The organism is Bowmanella yangjiangensis (genome assembly GCF_017255015.1).
Classification (GTDB): domain Bacteria; phylum Pseudomonadota; class Gammaproteobacteria; order Enterobacterales; family Alteromonadaceae; genus Bowmanella; species Bowmanella yangjiangensis.
Genome location: NZ_JAFKCS010000003.1, coordinates 38,014 through 53,608, shown reverse-complemented (window position 1 = coordinate 53,608; position 15,595 = coordinate 38,014). Strand labels below are relative to the sequence as shown.

The 15,595-nt window shown below is 49.3% G+C and carries 17 protein-coding genes; 4 read left to right on the top strand and 13 right to left on the bottom strand.

What is annotated here, in order from left to right:
* Window positions 1–32: 32 nt before the first annotated feature.
* The 3 genes from J0A65_RS04675 to bioH form a co-directional block, all read right to left on the bottom strand.
* On the bottom strand, window positions 33–980 hold the full coding sequence (locus J0A65_RS04675; protein ID WP_206592972.1) for a putative metalloprotease CJM1_0395 family protein: 948 nt from the start codon (window positions 978–980) through the stop codon (window positions 33–35).
* 6 nt (window positions 981–986) lie between these two features.
* On the bottom strand, window positions 987–1,307 hold the full coding sequence (locus tag J0A65_RS04670; RefSeq protein ID WP_206592971.1) for a hypothetical protein: 321 nt from the start codon (window positions 1,305–1,307) through the stop codon (window positions 987–989).
* A 74-nt stretch (window positions 1,308–1,381) separates the two neighbouring features.
* Window positions 1,382–2,167, bottom strand: coding sequence for a pimeloyl-ACP methyl ester esterase BioH (bioH, locus tag J0A65_RS04665; RefSeq protein WP_206592970.1), 786 nt, complete (start codon window positions 2,165–2,167; stop codon window positions 1,382–1,384).
* Window positions 2,168–2,196: 29 nt separating this feature from the next.
* Here bioH and J0A65_RS04660 point away from each other — a divergent pair, with 29 nt between their 5' ends.
* Window positions 2,197–2,892, top strand: a complete 696-nt coding sequence (locus J0A65_RS04660; RefSeq protein ID WP_206592969.1) for a ComF family protein — start codon at window positions 2,197–2,199, stop codon at window positions 2,890–2,892.
* A gap of 10 nt (window positions 2,893–2,902) precedes the next feature.
* Here J0A65_RS04660 and J0A65_RS04655 read toward each other — a convergent pair whose 3' ends face one another.
* Window positions 2,903–5,461 (bottom strand): M14 metallopeptidase family protein, encoded by a 2,559-nt coding sequence (locus J0A65_RS04655; RefSeq protein WP_232849751.1) that lies wholly within the window; start codon window positions 5,459–5,461, stop codon window positions 2,903–2,905.
* Between the two features lie 203 nt (window positions 5,462–5,664).
* Here J0A65_RS04655 and nfuA point away from each other — a divergent pair, with 203 nt between their 5' ends.
* On the top strand, window positions 5,665–6,240 hold the full coding sequence (nfuA, locus tag J0A65_RS04650; protein ID WP_206592968.1) for a Fe-S biogenesis protein NfuA: 576 nt from the start codon (window positions 5,665–5,667) through the stop codon (window positions 6,238–6,240).
* 44 nt (window positions 6,241–6,284) lie between these two features.
* Here nfuA and J0A65_RS04645 read toward each other — a convergent pair whose 3' ends face one another.
* Window positions 6,285–7,619, bottom strand: a complete 1,335-nt coding sequence (locus tag J0A65_RS04645; protein ID WP_332874296.1) for an MATE family efflux transporter — start codon at window positions 7,617–7,619, stop codon at window positions 6,285–6,287.
* A 40-nt stretch (window positions 7,620–7,659) separates the two neighbouring features.
* Between J0A65_RS04645 and J0A65_RS04640 the strand changes: the two genes are divergently transcribed.
* Window positions 7,660–8,721, top strand: coding sequence for a polysaccharide deacetylase family protein (locus J0A65_RS04640; RefSeq protein ID WP_206592967.1), 1,062 nt, complete (start codon window positions 7,660–7,662; stop codon window positions 8,719–8,721).
* A gap of 88 nt (window positions 8,722–8,809) precedes the next feature.
* Here the strand turns inward: J0A65_RS04640 and J0A65_RS04635 are convergent, their stop codons facing one another.
* The 5 genes from J0A65_RS04635 to J0A65_RS04615 are packed head-to-tail and all read right to left on the bottom strand — an operon-like array spanning window position 8,810 to window position 12,604.
* On the bottom strand, window positions 8,810–9,442 hold the full coding sequence (locus J0A65_RS04635; RefSeq protein ID WP_206592966.1) for an SCO family protein: 633 nt from the start codon (window positions 9,440–9,442) through the stop codon (window positions 8,810–8,812).
* Window positions 9,439–10,350, bottom strand: a complete 912-nt coding sequence (gene cyoE, locus J0A65_RS04630) for a heme o synthase (RefSeq protein WP_206592965.1) — start codon at window positions 10,348–10,350, stop codon at window positions 9,439–9,441. The genes J0A65_RS04635 and cyoE overlap by 4 nt, the downstream gene beginning before the upstream one ends.
* Before the next feature lie 9 nt (window positions 10,351–10,359).
* The gene (locus tag J0A65_RS04625; RefSeq protein ID WP_206592964.1) at window positions 10,360–11,337 is read right to left on the bottom strand and encodes a COX15/CtaA family protein; all 978 of its coding nucleotides are present in this window, start codon (window positions 11,335–11,337) and stop codon (window positions 10,360–10,362) included.
* 12 nt (window positions 11,338–11,349) lie between these two features.
* Window positions 11,350–11,901 carry a hypothetical protein gene (locus J0A65_RS04620; protein WP_206592963.1) on the bottom strand — a complete coding sequence of 184 codons (552 nt, stop codon included), beginning with the start codon at window positions 11,899–11,901 and terminating at the stop codon, window positions 11,350–11,352.
* On the bottom strand, window positions 11,879–12,604 hold the full coding sequence (locus J0A65_RS04615) for an SURF1 family protein (protein ID WP_206592962.1): 726 nt from the start codon (window positions 12,602–12,604) through the stop codon (window positions 11,879–11,881). The genes J0A65_RS04620 and J0A65_RS04615 overlap by 23 nt, the downstream gene beginning before the upstream one ends.
* A gap of 12 nt (window positions 12,605–12,616) precedes the next feature.
* Here J0A65_RS04615 and J0A65_RS04610 point away from each other — a divergent pair, with 12 nt between their 5' ends.
* Entirely contained in the window at window positions 12,617–12,826 is a 210-nt protein-coding gene (locus J0A65_RS04610) for a DUF2909 domain-containing protein (RefSeq protein ID WP_206592961.1), read from the top strand.
* Between the two features lie 35 nt (window positions 12,827–12,861).
* On the opposite strand, the gene J0A65_RS04605 is transcribed toward J0A65_RS04610, so the two are convergent.
* The 3 genes from J0A65_RS04605 to J0A65_RS04595 all read right to left on the bottom strand — a co-directional run.
* Window positions 12,862–13,743, bottom strand: coding sequence for a cytochrome c oxidase subunit 3 (locus J0A65_RS04605; protein WP_206592960.1), 882 nt, complete (start codon window positions 13,741–13,743; stop codon window positions 12,862–12,864).
* 12 nt (window positions 13,744–13,755) lie between these two features.
* Complete coding sequence (locus J0A65_RS04600) at window positions 13,756–14,313, bottom strand: cytochrome c oxidase assembly protein (RefSeq protein WP_206592959.1); 558 nt, start codon at window positions 14,311–14,313, stop codon at window positions 13,756–13,758.
* A gap of 3 nt (window positions 14,314–14,316) precedes the next feature.
* Window positions 14,317–15,595 (bottom strand): cbb3-type cytochrome c oxidase subunit I (locus J0A65_RS04595; protein WP_232849750.1); only part of this gene is annotated, 1,279 nt, incomplete at its 5' end.

The window sequence follows — 15,595 nt, the reverse complement described above, 5'->3', positions numbered from 1 at the left end:
TAAGGGGCGTTGTCTTATCCAAATTACTTATCTCAGGCACTTTGTTGCAGCGAATAGGCTTTGGGTTGCGAAACCTGCTGATAAAAACTTTCTATACGCAGACTGCGGGCGCTGATTTCCACATCCAAACTAGCCTGCGCATTCCTAAACTCTGTACTACTAGACTCCAGTCCTACCGCTTCAGCCACCGGATCATCCTGCTGTAATGTACGACGCGGAGGCGTCACGCCGCCGCCATCAACAATATCGCTAAGCTCAGGGACTGAACCTGCATTATTCTGCTGTTCGGATTTATCTGTCGCTACTGCCTGCAAGGCCTGTTCGGCGCTTTGTGCTGTCTCACGGGCAATATCCTGTCTGGCTTCAGAAGCGCGCTGCTGTGCTTCCGCCGCCACTCTTAAATCTTGGGGGGAAGGCTCCGCCGGGGCTAAGGCAGCGGCCCGCACCTGCTGCATTTTGCGTAGAGTCTCTTCGGGAGACTTACCTTCGGAAATATCAATACTGACTTCACCGCCTACCGCATAACGTCTGCCATCCGGTCCGGTTTCAAACTCATAACTTGGTGCGCCTGCATGTTGCCCGCCAACCGCAGCATGGGCCTGCTCATGGGCGCGAACTTCCTGATCACGTTGTTTGAGCTCTTCAACCTTCTTCTGCTCAGAAGCGTTTTGCTGCTCGCCTTTACTATCTTGCTTACCAGCACTGGGATCTTCAGAATTGTCTTTATCCTGGCGCCCCTCGCCTTGCAGCGGTGTTTGCTGACCGACTTGTGGTTTCTCGTAAGTAACTGGCTGAGGCGCTTGCCCCGGGGTCTTCACCCGATCAGATTCTGAACCTAAACCAGATTGTGCGGCGGAATTCTCGGTATTTGTGAGTTGAGGTACAGTTTCCCGGGCAACATTGTCACGGCGCGCCGCCTCTGTATTCAGATTAGCGGTATTCAAAGGAATGGCGGTGAGAGCCGGTGCGACAATATTCATAATAAATCAGGCCAACTCATCGATTAATCGGCCAATGGTATCTTTGGCCACGTCCAATACCTTGCCACTAGCCTGAGCGTTGCGCAGATTCAAGGTCAGCCCAACTAAATCATTAGTGAGGTTATCCCCCCCCGATGGTAGCAGCTTGCTGCTCAAGCCAATCTGCTGCACCGCAGCATCGGCCAAGACTTCTTTAGGATCGCGCAGCTGAGCTTGCTGTTGTGCCAAGCTGATAGAATGCTGGGTAATACCGTCAGATGCACGCTGCAAACCGAGCGTGCCCGACAATATGGCCGAATTGATATTGCTATCGAAATTCACCGACATAAACTACCCCTATTACCTCATGCCTAATTATTAACCAATTTAGGCAAAAATAGAAGTCTTGGGTTAATTTTGCTTTAAGCTATCAGGCACTTGCCCAAATATTCACTGACTGCATCTGCAAATTCATCCGCATGGGAGATAAAGGGGGCATGCGAAGCACCTGGAAATAGCATTGACGAAGCCGAGGGTTGCAACAATTCCACCTGCTCCAGTGTCGCCTTGGGCACTAAACTGTCGTTGCGACCGTAGATTCTCAACGTTGGGCAACGAATAGAACCAATCTGTTCACATAAATCAGCCTGTTCCAAGATGGCTAATCCCTTTGCCAGTGCAAGTTTGGAGGGCGTGGGCCGGTTTGCCAGCAGCATCTTTAGATTTTGTATGTCCGCCTTGGTTCTCTCGCTACCAAGCGCCTGAATAGCCAAAAAACGTTCTATCGTTTTTTGTGGATCCGAGCGCAACTGCGTTGCAAAAGCTCTTAGCACATCGGCTTTAATACCTGGCCACTGTTCGGTGGCAAGGAACTTCGGTGTGCTGGTTACACAGATCAGAGCGCGCACCAGCTTAGGGAACTGCAGCGCCAGTTGCTGGGCAACCAGTCCACCTAATGACCACCCCATTACAATCATTGGCTCTTTGAACTGTTCCGCAATCAGCGTTGTCAATGAATCCAGATCATAGCTATCAGGAACAAGTTGCTGGTTGTGGCCAAAGCCTGGTAAGTCCAGCAGTACAAACTGAAATCTATCCTGTAAACGCTCGACAAGCGGCTGCCACACTTCACTGTTCAGTCCCCAGCCATGTAACAGTAAGACTTTTGAACCAGTGCCTACGGAGTCGGAGATCAACACAAAAATCATCTACTCTTTGTGAAAAGGAGGCCAGTCTAATGGCAGGAATGCTAAAAACAATAGGATTCAAGATCCCGCAAAGTTGTCTGCTCTGTCAACAACCAGCAGACGCGTTAATTTGCCACTATTGTCAGACAGATCTGCCGGTGTTGGCCTTATCCCAATGCGACTATAACTTGCTTAACTGGCCTAAAATCAAAAGTGGGCTACAACAGGTAGCCTACGACAGCTTATTGGTCAGCACTGAATATTGCTGGCCATGGGATAAATTGCTTACCGCACTGAAATTCAATCAGCGCACCCTATGTGCCAAGGCGCTAGCGGAGCAGTTTTATCGAATTGCACTCACTCATAATGGCAAGCGTCCTGAGGTGATACTGCCGATGCCGCTGCATTATAAGCGCTATGCAAAACGCAAATACAATCAGACAATGGAAATTGCAAAGCACCTGTCGGCCCTTTCCGGCATTGCCTTAGACGACCAGCTCTGCCAACGGAGCAAAGCGACCCAAGCGCAAACTCAACTTAGCGGTGCACAACGACGCAAAAATCTGCGTGACGCCTTCAGGCTATCATCATCACCGGCCTATCAACATGTCGCCATATTTGATGACATCATCGCGACAGGAAGTACGGTTAACAGCCTTAGCAAAGCCCTTAAAAAAGCAAAGCCCAGCTTACATATTGAAGTCTGGGCTATTGCCATTAGCCTGTCGCCAGGCACGAGTAACTAGCGACTACTGGCTAGTTGCTCATCAACGGGGACAAGTAAATGGCATTGCTCAGGAAACGGCTGGTGCCATACCAATAACCACGGAACGTTAAGTTATCCGTTGTACCAATCACTATGCCCTTACCCATTTTATTCGCCACCAGATTGGTGCTACCCGATAATAATTTTTGCATTTCTTCGCTGGCGTAACCTGCCTGTAAGGCTTTGTTTTTGTACTTGGATACAGTAATAAACGGCTTGTCGGCTGCTTGCATCACCATATTGGTATTGCGCAAGAAGGCGACATCGGCGTCGGAGTAGCCAAATGCCAATGGATGGCTCAAATCAACCTGACCGGCAAATACCGCACCGGCTATCCGCTGCTTACCTTGCAAAGCCTCCTGGTCAGCAAAGCTTAATGTCTTGGTATCAAAAGCATCCTGAATTTCTTTGTCAGAGGCAAAACTGGCTTGCAGCCATTCCTGTTGTGCAGCCAGCTTGGCCGCGTTCTTTTGTGTGATAAAGACGCCGCCTTGCTTGATCCAAGCTGCCAACTTATCCACCAGCTTCTCATCGAGATTCCGATAATTGCCGTCAACCATAAGAATATGGCTGTAGTCAGCGAGAGTAAGGTTGTTCAAGCGATCCAGTTCAATGATAGAGGCTGGTAATCCAACATGCTGATCAAGATAATGCCAAACTTCACCCACTTCATATTGGGATGTGCCTTCCCCGCCCACTAACAACACTTTCGGGGCAGTAACCATGGCCATATGACGACTTCCTAAATCACTGCCTTGCGCTGTCAGCCCAGAGGTTACCGACCACACCTTAATACCGGCAGCACGACTTGCCTTATCTATAGTCGAGCGCCAGCCTTCTGGTTGGGCCAGGGCCCGGGGGATAATCACGCTGCCCGCCTCAAAAGCAATATCGCCATGATTAGTCGTTGCAGTAAAGGCGCCTCCGGCGACCTTCACTTTGATACCAGCAGCAAGTAAAGACTGCAGCAACTTGGGCGCATTGGAATCTTGCCAGGAGAAAGCATAAGCGTAAGCACCATCAGCCAGATCGGACGCCTCTGTGACCAAACTCGGCAAACTGTCACTCAGTGGTAGCTTACGCCAAGCGCCCTTCTCTACTTCTTTGAAATCAATGTCAAAAGCCAGAGGCAGGTTCCAGTTGGAAACATCGTAGAAGGTGTTGTCATTAAAACTGGTTCTGGTTGAGAAAATTGATTTAATCAAGCGGTATTGTGGTTGCTCCAAGGGAACGAACACGGTGTTGTCACTGGCATAACTGCGCCCCTCTAGTTCCATATCTTTGCTTAGCCCGTGCATGCGGATATGGTGCTGTTCCAAAATCGCCAAAAGCGCTTTAAAGCGACTTTTATCTTTTTCTTCCGTCAGTAAATAGCCTGAGAGCTTGTCTTTGGATGCAAGCTTTTCTGTCTGGGCCGCAAAACCTTGTTGAAAGCGCTTCAATTGCTGGGCGTTAGCCAAGGCACCTTCAAACGTCGACATTGAGGTGGTGACCTGATTTTGAATGGTGGCAGGAAAAGACAATGGCCCATGCACAGAGTCTTGCAAATGACCACGGCTACTGGCCTGTTCAAACAAAATACCTACGCTGCCCATCGAATCGGGATAGGTAGAGCCTTTACCGTAATAAAAATCATCAAAATCTTCCTGCGTATAGTACAGCTGGCCTGCTGCGTCTAACGCGGAGGCATGGAATTTACCTAAATCATGCGTCAACTCAACATTCTCATCGGGCGTCCAAGGATTCTTGCGGGTTGGAATGCCCGGCTGAAAGAAGAAAGTACTGTTAGTGCCCATTTCATGAAAATCGGTCAGAACATGAGGCCGCCATTCATGAAACTTACTGATCCTGGCACGGGACTCTGGATGGGTCAGCAGCAGCCAGTCACGATTCAAATCAAACCAATAGTGGTTGGTACGGCCACTGGGCCAACCTTCCCGATGCTCTCGGTGATTAGGATCTGAGACCAGATTCAGGCCTTTGTGCATATTCGCCCATTGGGCAAACCGGGACAGACCATCCGGATTCAAAGCAGGTTCAAGCAGAATCACTGTTTCGTTAAGCAGCTTTTCAATTTTGGGTCCTTGTGCCGCTGCCAGATAATAGGCCACCAGCAATCCGGCATTTGCCCCGGAGGGTTCATTGCCATGCACGCTATAGCCCATCCACAGCACCAGAGGCGATGCTGTTTGCTTAGTGCCATTTAAGGCTTCCAGATGTGATTGACGAAGCGAAGGCAGGTTTTTGTGATTTTGTTCTGAACTAAAAGTCAGTAATAAAATGGGTCTGTGTTCATGGGAACGGCCAATTTCTTCAATACTCACTCTGGGAGAGCTTTCTGCTAATTTATACAGATATTGAACGATCTGATCATGCCGCACATGCCAGGTACCCACAGGATAACCAAGTACAGATTCAGGCGTTGGCACATTGGCATCGTATTGAATGTCATTGGGTAGGTAATCCAGATCACTGGACACCTGCGCCAAACACAATGGCGCGGTTAACAGCCACACCATCCCCAGACCGATTCTTGTTATTTTATTCATACTTAGCCCCTTGATTTAACTAATCTTTTCAGACCAAACTAGCAGCTAAGACACTGGCTTGCCAGTTAAGCTACAGCAAATACAGCGTCACTGGTCGCAGGAGCAACGCGACAATCAGTCACACGCAAAGAATTTTATTACCCGAGTGTTTTACTCAAGTAATTTTGCTATCATAGGCCCATGTTGGCAGTTGAGACAACCAGATGATTCGCATTTCCGAACCCGCACAGGCACATTTTCGCAAGCTTTTGGATAAACAAGAGCCAGATACCAATATCAGAGTGTTTGTCGTCAATCCCGGTACGCCCACAGCGGAGTGTGGTGTGTCTTATTGTCCACCCGATGCCGTGGAAGCCTCAGATATCTGTCTGGAGTTTGATGGTTTTGATGCGGTTGTAGATAAAGACAGCGCACCTTTTCTGGAAGAAGCGGAAATTGACTTTGTCACCGACCAAATGGGTTCTCAGCTTACCCTCAAAGCACCCAATGCCAAAACGCGCCGGGTTGCTGATGATGCGCCGCTAATAGAGCGGGTAAACTATATGATTGATGCAGAAATCAATCCGCAATTGGCCAATCATGGCGGCAAAGTCGTGTTACTGGAAATCACTCCCGCAGGTAAAGCTGTGCTGCAATTTGGCGGCGGTTGTAATGGTTGTTCAATGGTCGATGTCACGCTTAAAGAGGGCATTGAAAAACAGATGCTTGCACAGTTTCCTGAGCTCACAGGCGTTATGGATGCCACCGAGCACCATGCTGGTGAACATTCTTACTACTAAGAATGTATATATACGCAAGCCCGTCAACTAGACGGGCTTTTTGATCATGCTAAGAGTAACCGCGCCTGCCACAAGCGCCAGTAAGCGACACCCAGTGTAATCCCCCTGCCCGCCAGGAATGCCAGAAAAGCCACCCATAACGCGTGATTACCTGCATAGGAAGTTAACCACCAGACCGGCAAGAACACTGCCAATGCACAAAACAGCATACTGTTGCGCATTTCAGTGCCGCGGGTTAAGCCGATAAACACCCCATCCAACAAAAAACACCAGTGTCCGATCAGGGGAAGCAGCCAAATATACAGGCGGTAATCATTTGCCAGCACAAGCAGCTCTGGCAGGTTGGTTAATAGGGCCAATATAGACTGATCAAACAGTAAGAAACCGGCACTATAAAGCAGTGCCAAAAGCGTTGACCATAACAGTCCACGGCATACCCGCAGGTTTAGCAAGTCTTGCTGCTTGCGGCCTTTCGCTTCACCGACTAGGGCTTCCACCGCATAGGCAATACCATCCAACCCCAGTGCGGAAATGACAAAAAACTGCATCAGCAAGGCATTGAGTGCGACACTTTGTGCATCCAGTCGCGCAGCCTGAAACACCATAAACGCCATGGTTAGCTGAAGAGCCAAGTTACGCAGAAGAATATCCAGATTCAGAGCCAATACGGGCTTATAACCCTGCAGGTTAAACCAGCTTAAGTAGGGCCCCACTCCACCAATGCGTTTTAGCACCACAAACAACGCACTGGCAAAAATACCGTATTCAACAATCACGGTCGCCAATGCCACGCCGAAAACGCCCATACCCCACTTCATGGCCAGGACATAACTGAGTAATGCGTTGAGCAGATTAGCCACAATCTGTATAGTCATTACTGTACGGGTAGCTTGCTGCCCTATCAGCCAGCCCATCAGTAACAAGTTTGTCAGCGCCGCGGGCGCCCCCCATATGCGGGCCTGCAGATAGTCATCAATAACCTTGGCGGTTTGTGAATCGGCATCGGCAAACTGCACAGCCAGCCATTGCAAGCCACTACCACACAGAATAAGTACCAGGCCAATAAGCAGTGCAGGGACTAATAGTTGATAGAAGGCTTTGGCGGCCTCTTCTCGCTTGGCTGCGCCGAGTGCCTGTGCACTTAGGCCGGTCGCCGACATACGCAAGAAACCACACAACCAATATATTTGAGTAACCACCATGCTTGCCACAGCGGTACCAGCCAGATAATGGGTTGCGCCCAGATGGCCGACAATGGCGGTATCCACCATGCCTAACAACGGATTTGTAATGTTGCTCAGGATCATGGGTAAGGACAAAAAGGCAATTCGCCGGTTTTCTTTACGATCCAGCAATTGCTGAAAAACTCCTGCAGACAAGTTAAGCTCGGCGGATAGAAAAAACAGAGCCTATGGTCTTATGCCTATCACCAAATTACCAGCCTTGCTATGTTTGCTGTTATGGAGCAGCACGGGAATTGCCGCCGATCTTACTCTGCAGCACCATGGCGTGATTCTTCAGTACCATCATGTCAGCACCGAAACACCGGCGTCCACCTCGGTCAGTCCCGAGCAGTTTGCTGAGCACATGCAGTACTTAGCGGAAAATCACAATGTTATCTCGCTACAGGACATGCTGTACAAGTTGAGCCGTCATCAGCCTCTCCCTGATAACGCGGTAGCCATCACTTTCGACGACGGCTACACCAACATTCTTCAAAACGCGCATCCGATTTTGCAGCGCCACGGGTTTAACTACACGGTATTCATCAACCCCGCGTTGATTGGTAACGAAAGCCAGCAACTGAGCTGGAAACAGGTAAAGCAGATGCAGAAAGACGGGGTGTGGTTTGCCAATCACACCAATCATCATCAGCATTTGCTTAGCCGTGGTGATATGAGTAAAGCGCAGTGGCTGGCTAACTTAAAAGAAGAAATACTCAGTGCTGAAAGCAAGTTGCAGGAGGAGTTAGGATACAGCCTACGTTATCTCGCTTATCCCTATGGGGAGTACAACAGCGACTTACAAGCTTTAGTCAAAGATCTGGGATTTATTGGTCTGGGCCAACAGTCTGGCGCTGTGGCACCTTTTAGCGATATGACCGCTCTGCCACGTTTCCCAGCCGCCGGTGTTTACGCCAATCTAAAAACCCTTAAAGTTAAACTCAGCAGCTTAGCCATGCCTAGTTTATACGCACCACTGGATCCGGAGCTGGCGCTGGATAATCTACAGCCGACCTGGACCACAAAAATTGACACCAATGACATCCGCCCTGCGCAGTTGGCTTGTTATTTTCAGGGTAAAAAATTGCAGCCGGTGTGGGAAATGCAGGATGTATTTAGTCTAACGATGCCAACCCCCCTGTCCGCGGGTCGCGCAAGAGTTAATTGCACCGCGCCAAGCAAGCAGGATCCTTCTCGCTACTACTGGCATTCACAGCCGTTCTTTGTCCCCACCAATGATGGACGTTGGCTTGATTAATACAGATAAACTAAGTAGATAAGGCTATCTGAGCCGCTCAGATAGCCTTATGTCCAATATCTATCCTTCTTCGAGGAAAGGTGCTCACTTAGTGACTAGCATTAACAATGAGTGGCATATCCTGCAAGATATGATCAGGGTTAACCACTGCCATGGCTCCCGGGGCCAACACAGGTTTGAATCGCCCGACAACCTGCGCTTTTGGATTAATCACCGTGACAGATGCACTGTGATCAACCAAATAGTCCGGGGTGTCCGTACTGCCTGCAATAGCGTACATCATGCCCAGACTGCGCACGAAGGGAAACAGCTCCGCATGTTCAGCACTAGCGGCAATAAATTCAGGCTCGAAGAAGTTTACATATTCGTTAAGACGCTCTGGGGTATCTCGATTAGGATCCACGGATAAAAACAATACCTGTATATCCGGTGAAATCGCCTTTAATTGCGGATAGATACGCTTTAATTCGGCTAATGTAGTTGGGCAGATATCTGGACAAAAGGTATAGCCGGTAAATGCCAGGGTCCAATGCCCCATTAGTCTTTCCTTGCCGAAACGCTGACCTTGCTGATCCAGCAGCGTAAAATCCGGTACCTCCCTGGCCTGAGGATACAAGCTGGCATGCTCTGGCATACCTGAAGGTTTTAGCGACAACGATAAATAGATACCGCTGACCAGGGCTACCAACAATCCAAGGGCTATAACAACTTTCTGTTTCATAGAACAAATTTAAAATAATGGTCCAACAACAGCAGCAAGAATAACAGCATCAAATGCACTATGGAGAACTTAAAAGTCTGCATGGCAGTATTTTCTGTGGGGGCGTACTTAAGTTTGAGTGCGTAGTACAGGAAAATGGCATTAAGTAAACTAGAGCCCGCCAAATAAATAACGCCCGTCATACCTACCAGGTAAGGCAGTAAACATACAATGCCAAGCAAAACTGTATAGAGAAGTACCGATAGCTTGGTGTATTCCACCCCATGCGTGACTGGCAGCATAGGGATCTGCGCCCGGGCATAATCTTTTTCCCGATGAATGGCCAGCGCCCAAAAATGCGGCGGCGTCCAGGTATAAATGATCAGCACCAGCAACAAGGCATGAGGATGAACTTCCCCTGTCATGGCAGTCCATCCCAGCAGAGGAGGCGCGGCTCCGGCTAATCCGCCAATAACAATGTTTTGCGGGGTCGCACGCTTTAGGTACAAAGTGTAAATGGCGGCATAGCCCACTAAGCTCGCCAAAGTTAGCAAGGCGGTTAGGCGATTCACCCAGACTTCCAATACCAAATAGCCGAGCAAAGCGAGCACAAAGGCAAAAATCAACGCTTGTTTGGGGCTGACTTTGCCTTTTGGCACCGGACGATTGAAGGTGCGTGCCATTTGCGCATCAATGTGCCTGTCCATTACATGATTTATCACGGCTGCCGAGGCGGAGAGTGCACCGATTCCAAACAGCCCGGCGAGTAACGGCTGCCACGCCAGCCAGCCAGGTTGTGACAGACACATGCCAACCAACGCAGTAAGCAGCAGCAACAGCACCACATTAGGTTTGGTCATTTCATAGTAATCCCGCCAACTTGCCTTGGTGTAAATGTCACGCTGGCTAGCACCGACAGTCTTATCCATTTTGACCTCCTAAGTTTTTCGCAGCAGGGTGTAGTTGATCATGACCATGGTCAACAGCAAACAGGCTCCCACCGCATTATGAGCAACCGCAATAGCTATGGGTAAGCTAAAGACCACGTTACCTACGCCTAATGCAACTTGCAGCCCCAGTACCAAAACTAAAACCACAGCGAGCTGACGAAACAGGCTGGACGAAGCAGCCTTATACAACCGACTGGCAAACCAGCACAAATAGACAAAGGTCAGCAAAGCGCCAAATCTGTGCATAATATGCATGGTCATACGCTCATCGTAATCATGAGTACCAAATTCATAGTTATCTGTGGCGACCACAGAATAGGCGCCAGGGAAATCCAAACGCTGTAGCCAGTTTGTTTCACAAATCGGCAGCTCCGTGCAAGCCAGAGCTGCGTAGTTGGCAGATACCCAGCCACCCAAAGCAATCTGGCCAATCACAATTAACAAGCCCAGCAAAGCAAACCCTGCCATCTGCCTTAGTCTCGGGTCACCGCCGGGAATACGATAGGGGGTTAAGCGCAACAGCAGCAAAAATAGACAACTCAGGACGGTAAAGCCTCCCAGCAGATGGCCCATCACCACCAAGGGCATCAGGTTCATGGTGACCGTCCACATGCCCAACATGGCCTGGAAACAGACCAGACCAACCAACAAAAATGGCAGCTTGAGGGGACGATGATGTGCTCGTTTGATTAAGCTGAACAGGAAGATGGCAAGAATGACTAAACCTAATGCACCGGCAAAATAGCGATGAATCATTTCATTCCAGGCTTTATGCGCCTCTACGGGACGCTCAGGGAAAGCGGCTTCAGCCTGTTCGACGTGTTCATCATGCATAGGTACATGCAAAAATCCGTAGCAACCAGGCCAGTCCGGGCAGCCTAATCCAGCATCGGTTAAACGGGTGTAAGCCCCCAATATGACGACGACAAAGGCCAGCAGTAAGGCTGCCAGCACTAACTTTCTCATTAGCGCATTCCCTTATCCGATTCTGGAAAGCTTTAGCAGTTTTCGCAGATCGGCCAATATATCCCGGCTATGCAGCACGGCTTGTTGTTGTTCTACTTGTGGCGGATAACGTAAAACCACATTATCCAAGGTATCTACCAGAAAAATACCATCAGTCGGCACATCTTTAAACACTTCATTAACATTCTGTTGACTAGCTTGCATGGTTCTGACACCAGGCATTTCCCCCAGATGCTGCCTTGGCTTGGTGTCACTATTGTCCATCACAATAACCAAAGGTTCGGCCCTGTCCTGTTCCCGGCCCAAAGCAACCCAAACTTGGTTGATAGCCACCAAGGCGTTTTCGCAAGCTGCATCGCACTGTTCTGGCAACACATAAAGCAATCGCCACTTATGCTGACTGTCCAGGCTGGACAGATTTGGAATAGGCTCCAGCAACACTCCTTTATTGGTAGAGGCTCGGTTAAACCAATCCATTTCCAAGGCTAGCTTTGCCAGCAAAACGGGTAAAATAAAAACCGCAGCAACCAGTAACATAGTTTTACGGTGAGACGGACTTGCCATACTTCTTCCTCTGTTTTGCTATAGCCACCAAGGTGATAATCAAACAAGCCAGTGCCAGTCCAAACCACTGAACTGCATAAGCCACATGCTTTTCTGCAGGCATCACTACCGGCCGCCAGTTATTCAGGTAACCGAACTGTTGCGTATCATCTACTTGCACCAGATAAGGTAACAACTCGGTCTGCAACAATGACTCAATATAATGTCTTTCAGGCTGCTGAATCCGTTTGGGCCAGCCACTCTCCGTCATCTCCCGACTGATGGGGTTGTGGCCAGGGACTACCACTTTGCCATCTAAGGTCAGCCTATGTTTGGGCAGCGTCAGCTCAGGTAATTGGTCCCTGCGCACGGGGGCTTTAAGCCAGCCTAGATTGACCAACACAGTTCCATAGTCTGTTGTCATTGGCACTAGTACTTCATAACCCACCTGGCCATTCACCACTCTGTTGTCCCACAGCAGAATGTGGTTAGTATCCAGTGTGCCGATAATTTGTACGGGGAAGTCTGCGACATCGCCTGACTGTCTGTTAATATCTTGTAAAGATAGAGGTTGCAATGCCAATCTTTGTTCAAGTTGTTGTGTGCGAAGTTGTTTTTGTTCAGCGCGAGCCAACTGCCAAAAACCTAGGCGCAACATGATCACAATAGCCAACAGCGCGAGTAACCCGGCAAAAAAGGGTAAAGCGCGTAACTTTAACAGCATGGGAGAAGCACGTTGTTTTTGAAGATTCTGATAATTTGCCTGCTGATCTTTATGGTTTTCAACCTCTTTCGTGCCATGAAAATCATGCTAAAAGGAGACAACGGCAGCGAATCCATGACCAAATTTATCGGTCGCAGGGTACTCACCTCTTTCATTATCATACTGCTACTAATCATTGCCGTAGCAATGGGATGGATTACTCCCAACCCACCTCCCTATTGATATAGCGGCAGCACTGGCTGCCGCTTAGAACAGGGTTAGAGAATGTAGACAAAGATAAATAGCAGTACCCAAACCACGTCAACAAAGTGCCAGTACCAACTGGCTGCTTGAAACGCAAACTGGTTGTCTTTACTGAAATGCCCTTTAAGCACCCGGAAGAACATAATGATCAACAGTATCGTTCCCAACGTAACATGCAGACCATGAAAACCTGTCAACATGAAGAAGGTGTTACCGTATACGCCAGAGGTCAGCATCAAGCCCATTTCACGATAGGCATGCACATATTCTTCCACTTGCAATACCAGGAAACCAAGCCCTAACAAGATAGTCACGCCGAGGAACAGCGTTAACTGCTTGCGCTTCCCTTCTTCCAGCGCGACATGAGCAAAATGAGCAGTGACTGACGATATCAATAAGACCACAGTGTTGGCTAACGGCAGGCCAAACCAGCCCATGGCTTCTGTGGTAGTGCCGCCCGGTGTTTTAACCAGCGGCCACATAGCTTCAAAACCCGGCCACAACACTTCATTGGTCATAGCGTTATTGGATGAACCACCCAACCAAGGCACAGCAATCATGCGGGCGTAAAACAAAGCACCGAAGAAGGCAGCAAAAAACATCACTTCAGAAAAGATAAACCAGCTCATGCCTTGACGATAAGAACGCCCTAACTGGTTGGAATGCATACCAGTCATGGACTCTTCAATCTGATCCCGGAACCAGCCCACCAGCATAATGACTAAGATCGCCAGCCCAGCCAGCAGAGTCCAGCCACCGTAACCATCCTTGCCTTTAGTGGTTTCAATAACAAAGTTACCGGCTCCCACCGCAATTAAAAACAATGCCACAGCACCAACAATGGGCCAGGGGCTCTGTGCTGGTACATAGTATTTTTCGTATTGTTGCTCTGACATCTCGCTCTCCATTTAGCCGCGGTTCATTGCCACAGTCGATGAGGTTTCTGTCACATCGTAAAAAGTGTAAGACAGGGTAAATATTTCAATATCAGCCGGTAGCTGAGGGTCAACATAGAACTGCATAGGCATAACCGCAGACTCACCGGCCAGCAAAGGTTGTTGATTGAAACAAAAACACTCGGTCTTGTTTAAATACAGGGCTGCCGTCCCCGGCGAAACTGAGGGTATAGCCTGCCCGATAATATTCTTGGCGGTAGGGTTATGCACTGTGAACTCCACCGTCTTTAATTCCCCGGGGTGCACCTGCACTTGACGGGTACGGGCTGCAAACTCCCAGGGCATGCCAGTATTAGTGCGGGTAATAAACTCCACCGTAATAGTGCGGCTGGTGTCTATTTCCTGAACTTCATAAGTAGCAGCGAAGGGGTTGGTTTTACCGTTAATACCTGTGATGTCACAAAAAACGTCATACAAAGGCACCAGTGCAAAACCAAAACCAAACATGCCCAATACAACAGCTACCAGCTTGATAACCAATCGACTGTTGTTTGGAGGAGTCTGCGCCATAAATTATTTCACCACTGGAGGAGTCTCAAAGGTGTGGTATGGCGCCGGTGAGGGTATCTCCCACTCCAGGCCTTCCGCACCTTCCCACACTCTGTCGGTAGCCGGCTCGCCTTGCTTACGACAAGCCTTGATCAACAGAGCCAGGAAAATCAGCTGTGACAGACCAAAGGCAAAGCCACCGATACTGATCCACTTGTTAAAGTCGGCAAACTGCAAGGCATAGTCGGGAATACGTCTAGGCATCCCGGCCAAACCTACAAAGTGCATGGGGAAAAACAGCACATTGACCGAAATCAGCGAGCACCAGAAATGCCACTTTGCCAGCCCCAGGTCGTACATTTTTCCGCACCATTTAGGCAGCCAGTAATACACGGCCGCCATAATGGAGAACACCGCCCCGGTTACCAGTACATAGTGGAAATGCGCTACCACAAAATAGGTATCGTGGTATTGGAAGTCGACCGGCGTAATCGCCAGCATCAACCCAGAGAAACCGCCTATGGTAAACAGCACAATGAAGGCCAAGGCAAACAGCATGGGGATCTCAAACGTTATCGCCCCTCGCCACATGGTGGCCACCCAGTTAAAGACTTTTACACCGGTCGGCACGGAGATCAGCATAGTGGCGAACATAAAGAACAGTTCAGCCGCGACCGGCATCCCGGTAGTGAACATGTGGTGCGCCCATACTATGAAAGACAGCAGCGCAATGGATGCAGTGGCATAAACCATGGATGCATAACCAAACAGCGGCTTACGTGAGAAAGTCGGTACAATCTGCGAGATGATTCCAAACGCTGGCAGAATCATGATGTATACCTCGGGGTGACCGAAGAACCAGAAAATATGCTGGAACAGCACTGGGTCACCACCACCAGCAGCATTAAAGAAGCTGGTACCGAAGAACTTATCCGTCAAGACCATGGTCACCGCACCGGCCAACACCGGCATAACCGCAATTAACAAGAAAGCCGTGATCAACCAGGTCCACACAAACAGCGGCATCTTCATCCAGGTCATACCCGGTGCACGCATGTTGAATATGGTCACAATAACGTTAATGGCGCCCATGATTGAAGAGGCACCCATAATATGCACAGAGAAAACAAACAACGCGGTGCTGTCATTACTGTAAGTCGTAGACAGGGGCGCGTAGAAGGTCCAGCCAAAGTTGGGACCACCGCCTTCAAGAAACAAGGAGGACAGCAGGATCAGGAATGCAAAAGGCAGGATCCAGAAGCTCCAGTTGTTCATCCGTGGCAGGGCCATATCCGGTGCGCCT

Bases quoted from the DNA above. Each gene is read 5' to 3' on its own strand.
- J0A65_RS04675 (WP_206592972.1), bottom strand. From the start codon at position 980: ATGAATATTGTCGCACCGGCTCTCACCGCCATTCCTTTGAATACCGCT.
- J0A65_RS04670 (WP_206592971.1), bottom strand. From the start codon at position 1,307: ATGTCGGTGAATTTCGATAGCAATATCAATTCGGCCATATTGTCGGGC.
- bioH (WP_206592970.1), bottom strand. From the start codon at position 2,167: ATGATTTTTGTGTTGATCTCCGACTCCGTAGGCACTGGTTCAAAAGTC.
- J0A65_RS04660 (WP_206592969.1), top strand. From the start codon at position 2,197: ATGGCAGGAATGCTAAAAACAATAGGATTCAAGATCCCGCAAAGTTGT.
- J0A65_RS04655 (WP_232849751.1), bottom strand. From the start codon at position 5,461: ATGAATAAAATAACAAGAATCGGTCTGGGGATGGTGTGGCTGTTAACC.
- nfuA (WP_206592968.1), top strand. From the start codon at position 5,665: ATGATTCGCATTTCCGAACCCGCACAGGCACATTTTCGCAAGCTTTTG.
- J0A65_RS04640 (WP_206592967.1), top strand. From the start codon at position 7,660: ATGCCTATCACCAAATTACCAGCCTTGCTATGTTTGCTGTTATGGAGC.
- J0A65_RS04635 (WP_206592966.1), bottom strand. From the start codon at position 9,442: ATGAAACAGAAAGTTGTTATAGCCCTTGGATTGTTGGTAGCCCTGGTC.
- cyoE (WP_206592965.1), bottom strand. From the start codon at position 10,350: ATGGATAAGACTGTCGGTGCTAGCCAGCGTGACATTTACACCAAGGCA.
- J0A65_RS04625 (WP_206592964.1), bottom strand. From the start codon at position 11,337: ATGAGAAAGTTAGTGCTGGCAGCCTTACTGCTGGCCTTTGTCGTCGTC.
- J0A65_RS04620 (WP_206592963.1), bottom strand. From the start codon at position 11,901: ATGGCAAGTCCGTCTCACCGTAAAACTATGTTACTGGTTGCTGCGGTT.
- J0A65_RS04615 (WP_206592962.1), bottom strand. From the start codon at position 12,604: ATGCTGTTAAAGTTACGCGCTTTACCCTTTTTTGCCGGGTTACTCGCG.
- J0A65_RS04605 (WP_206592960.1), bottom strand. From the start codon at position 13,743: ATGTCAGAGCAACAATACGAAAAATACTATGTACCAGCACAGAGCCCC.
- J0A65_RS04600 (WP_206592959.1), bottom strand. From the start codon at position 14,313: ATGGCGCAGACTCCTCCAAACAACAGTCGATTGGTTATCAAGCTGGTA.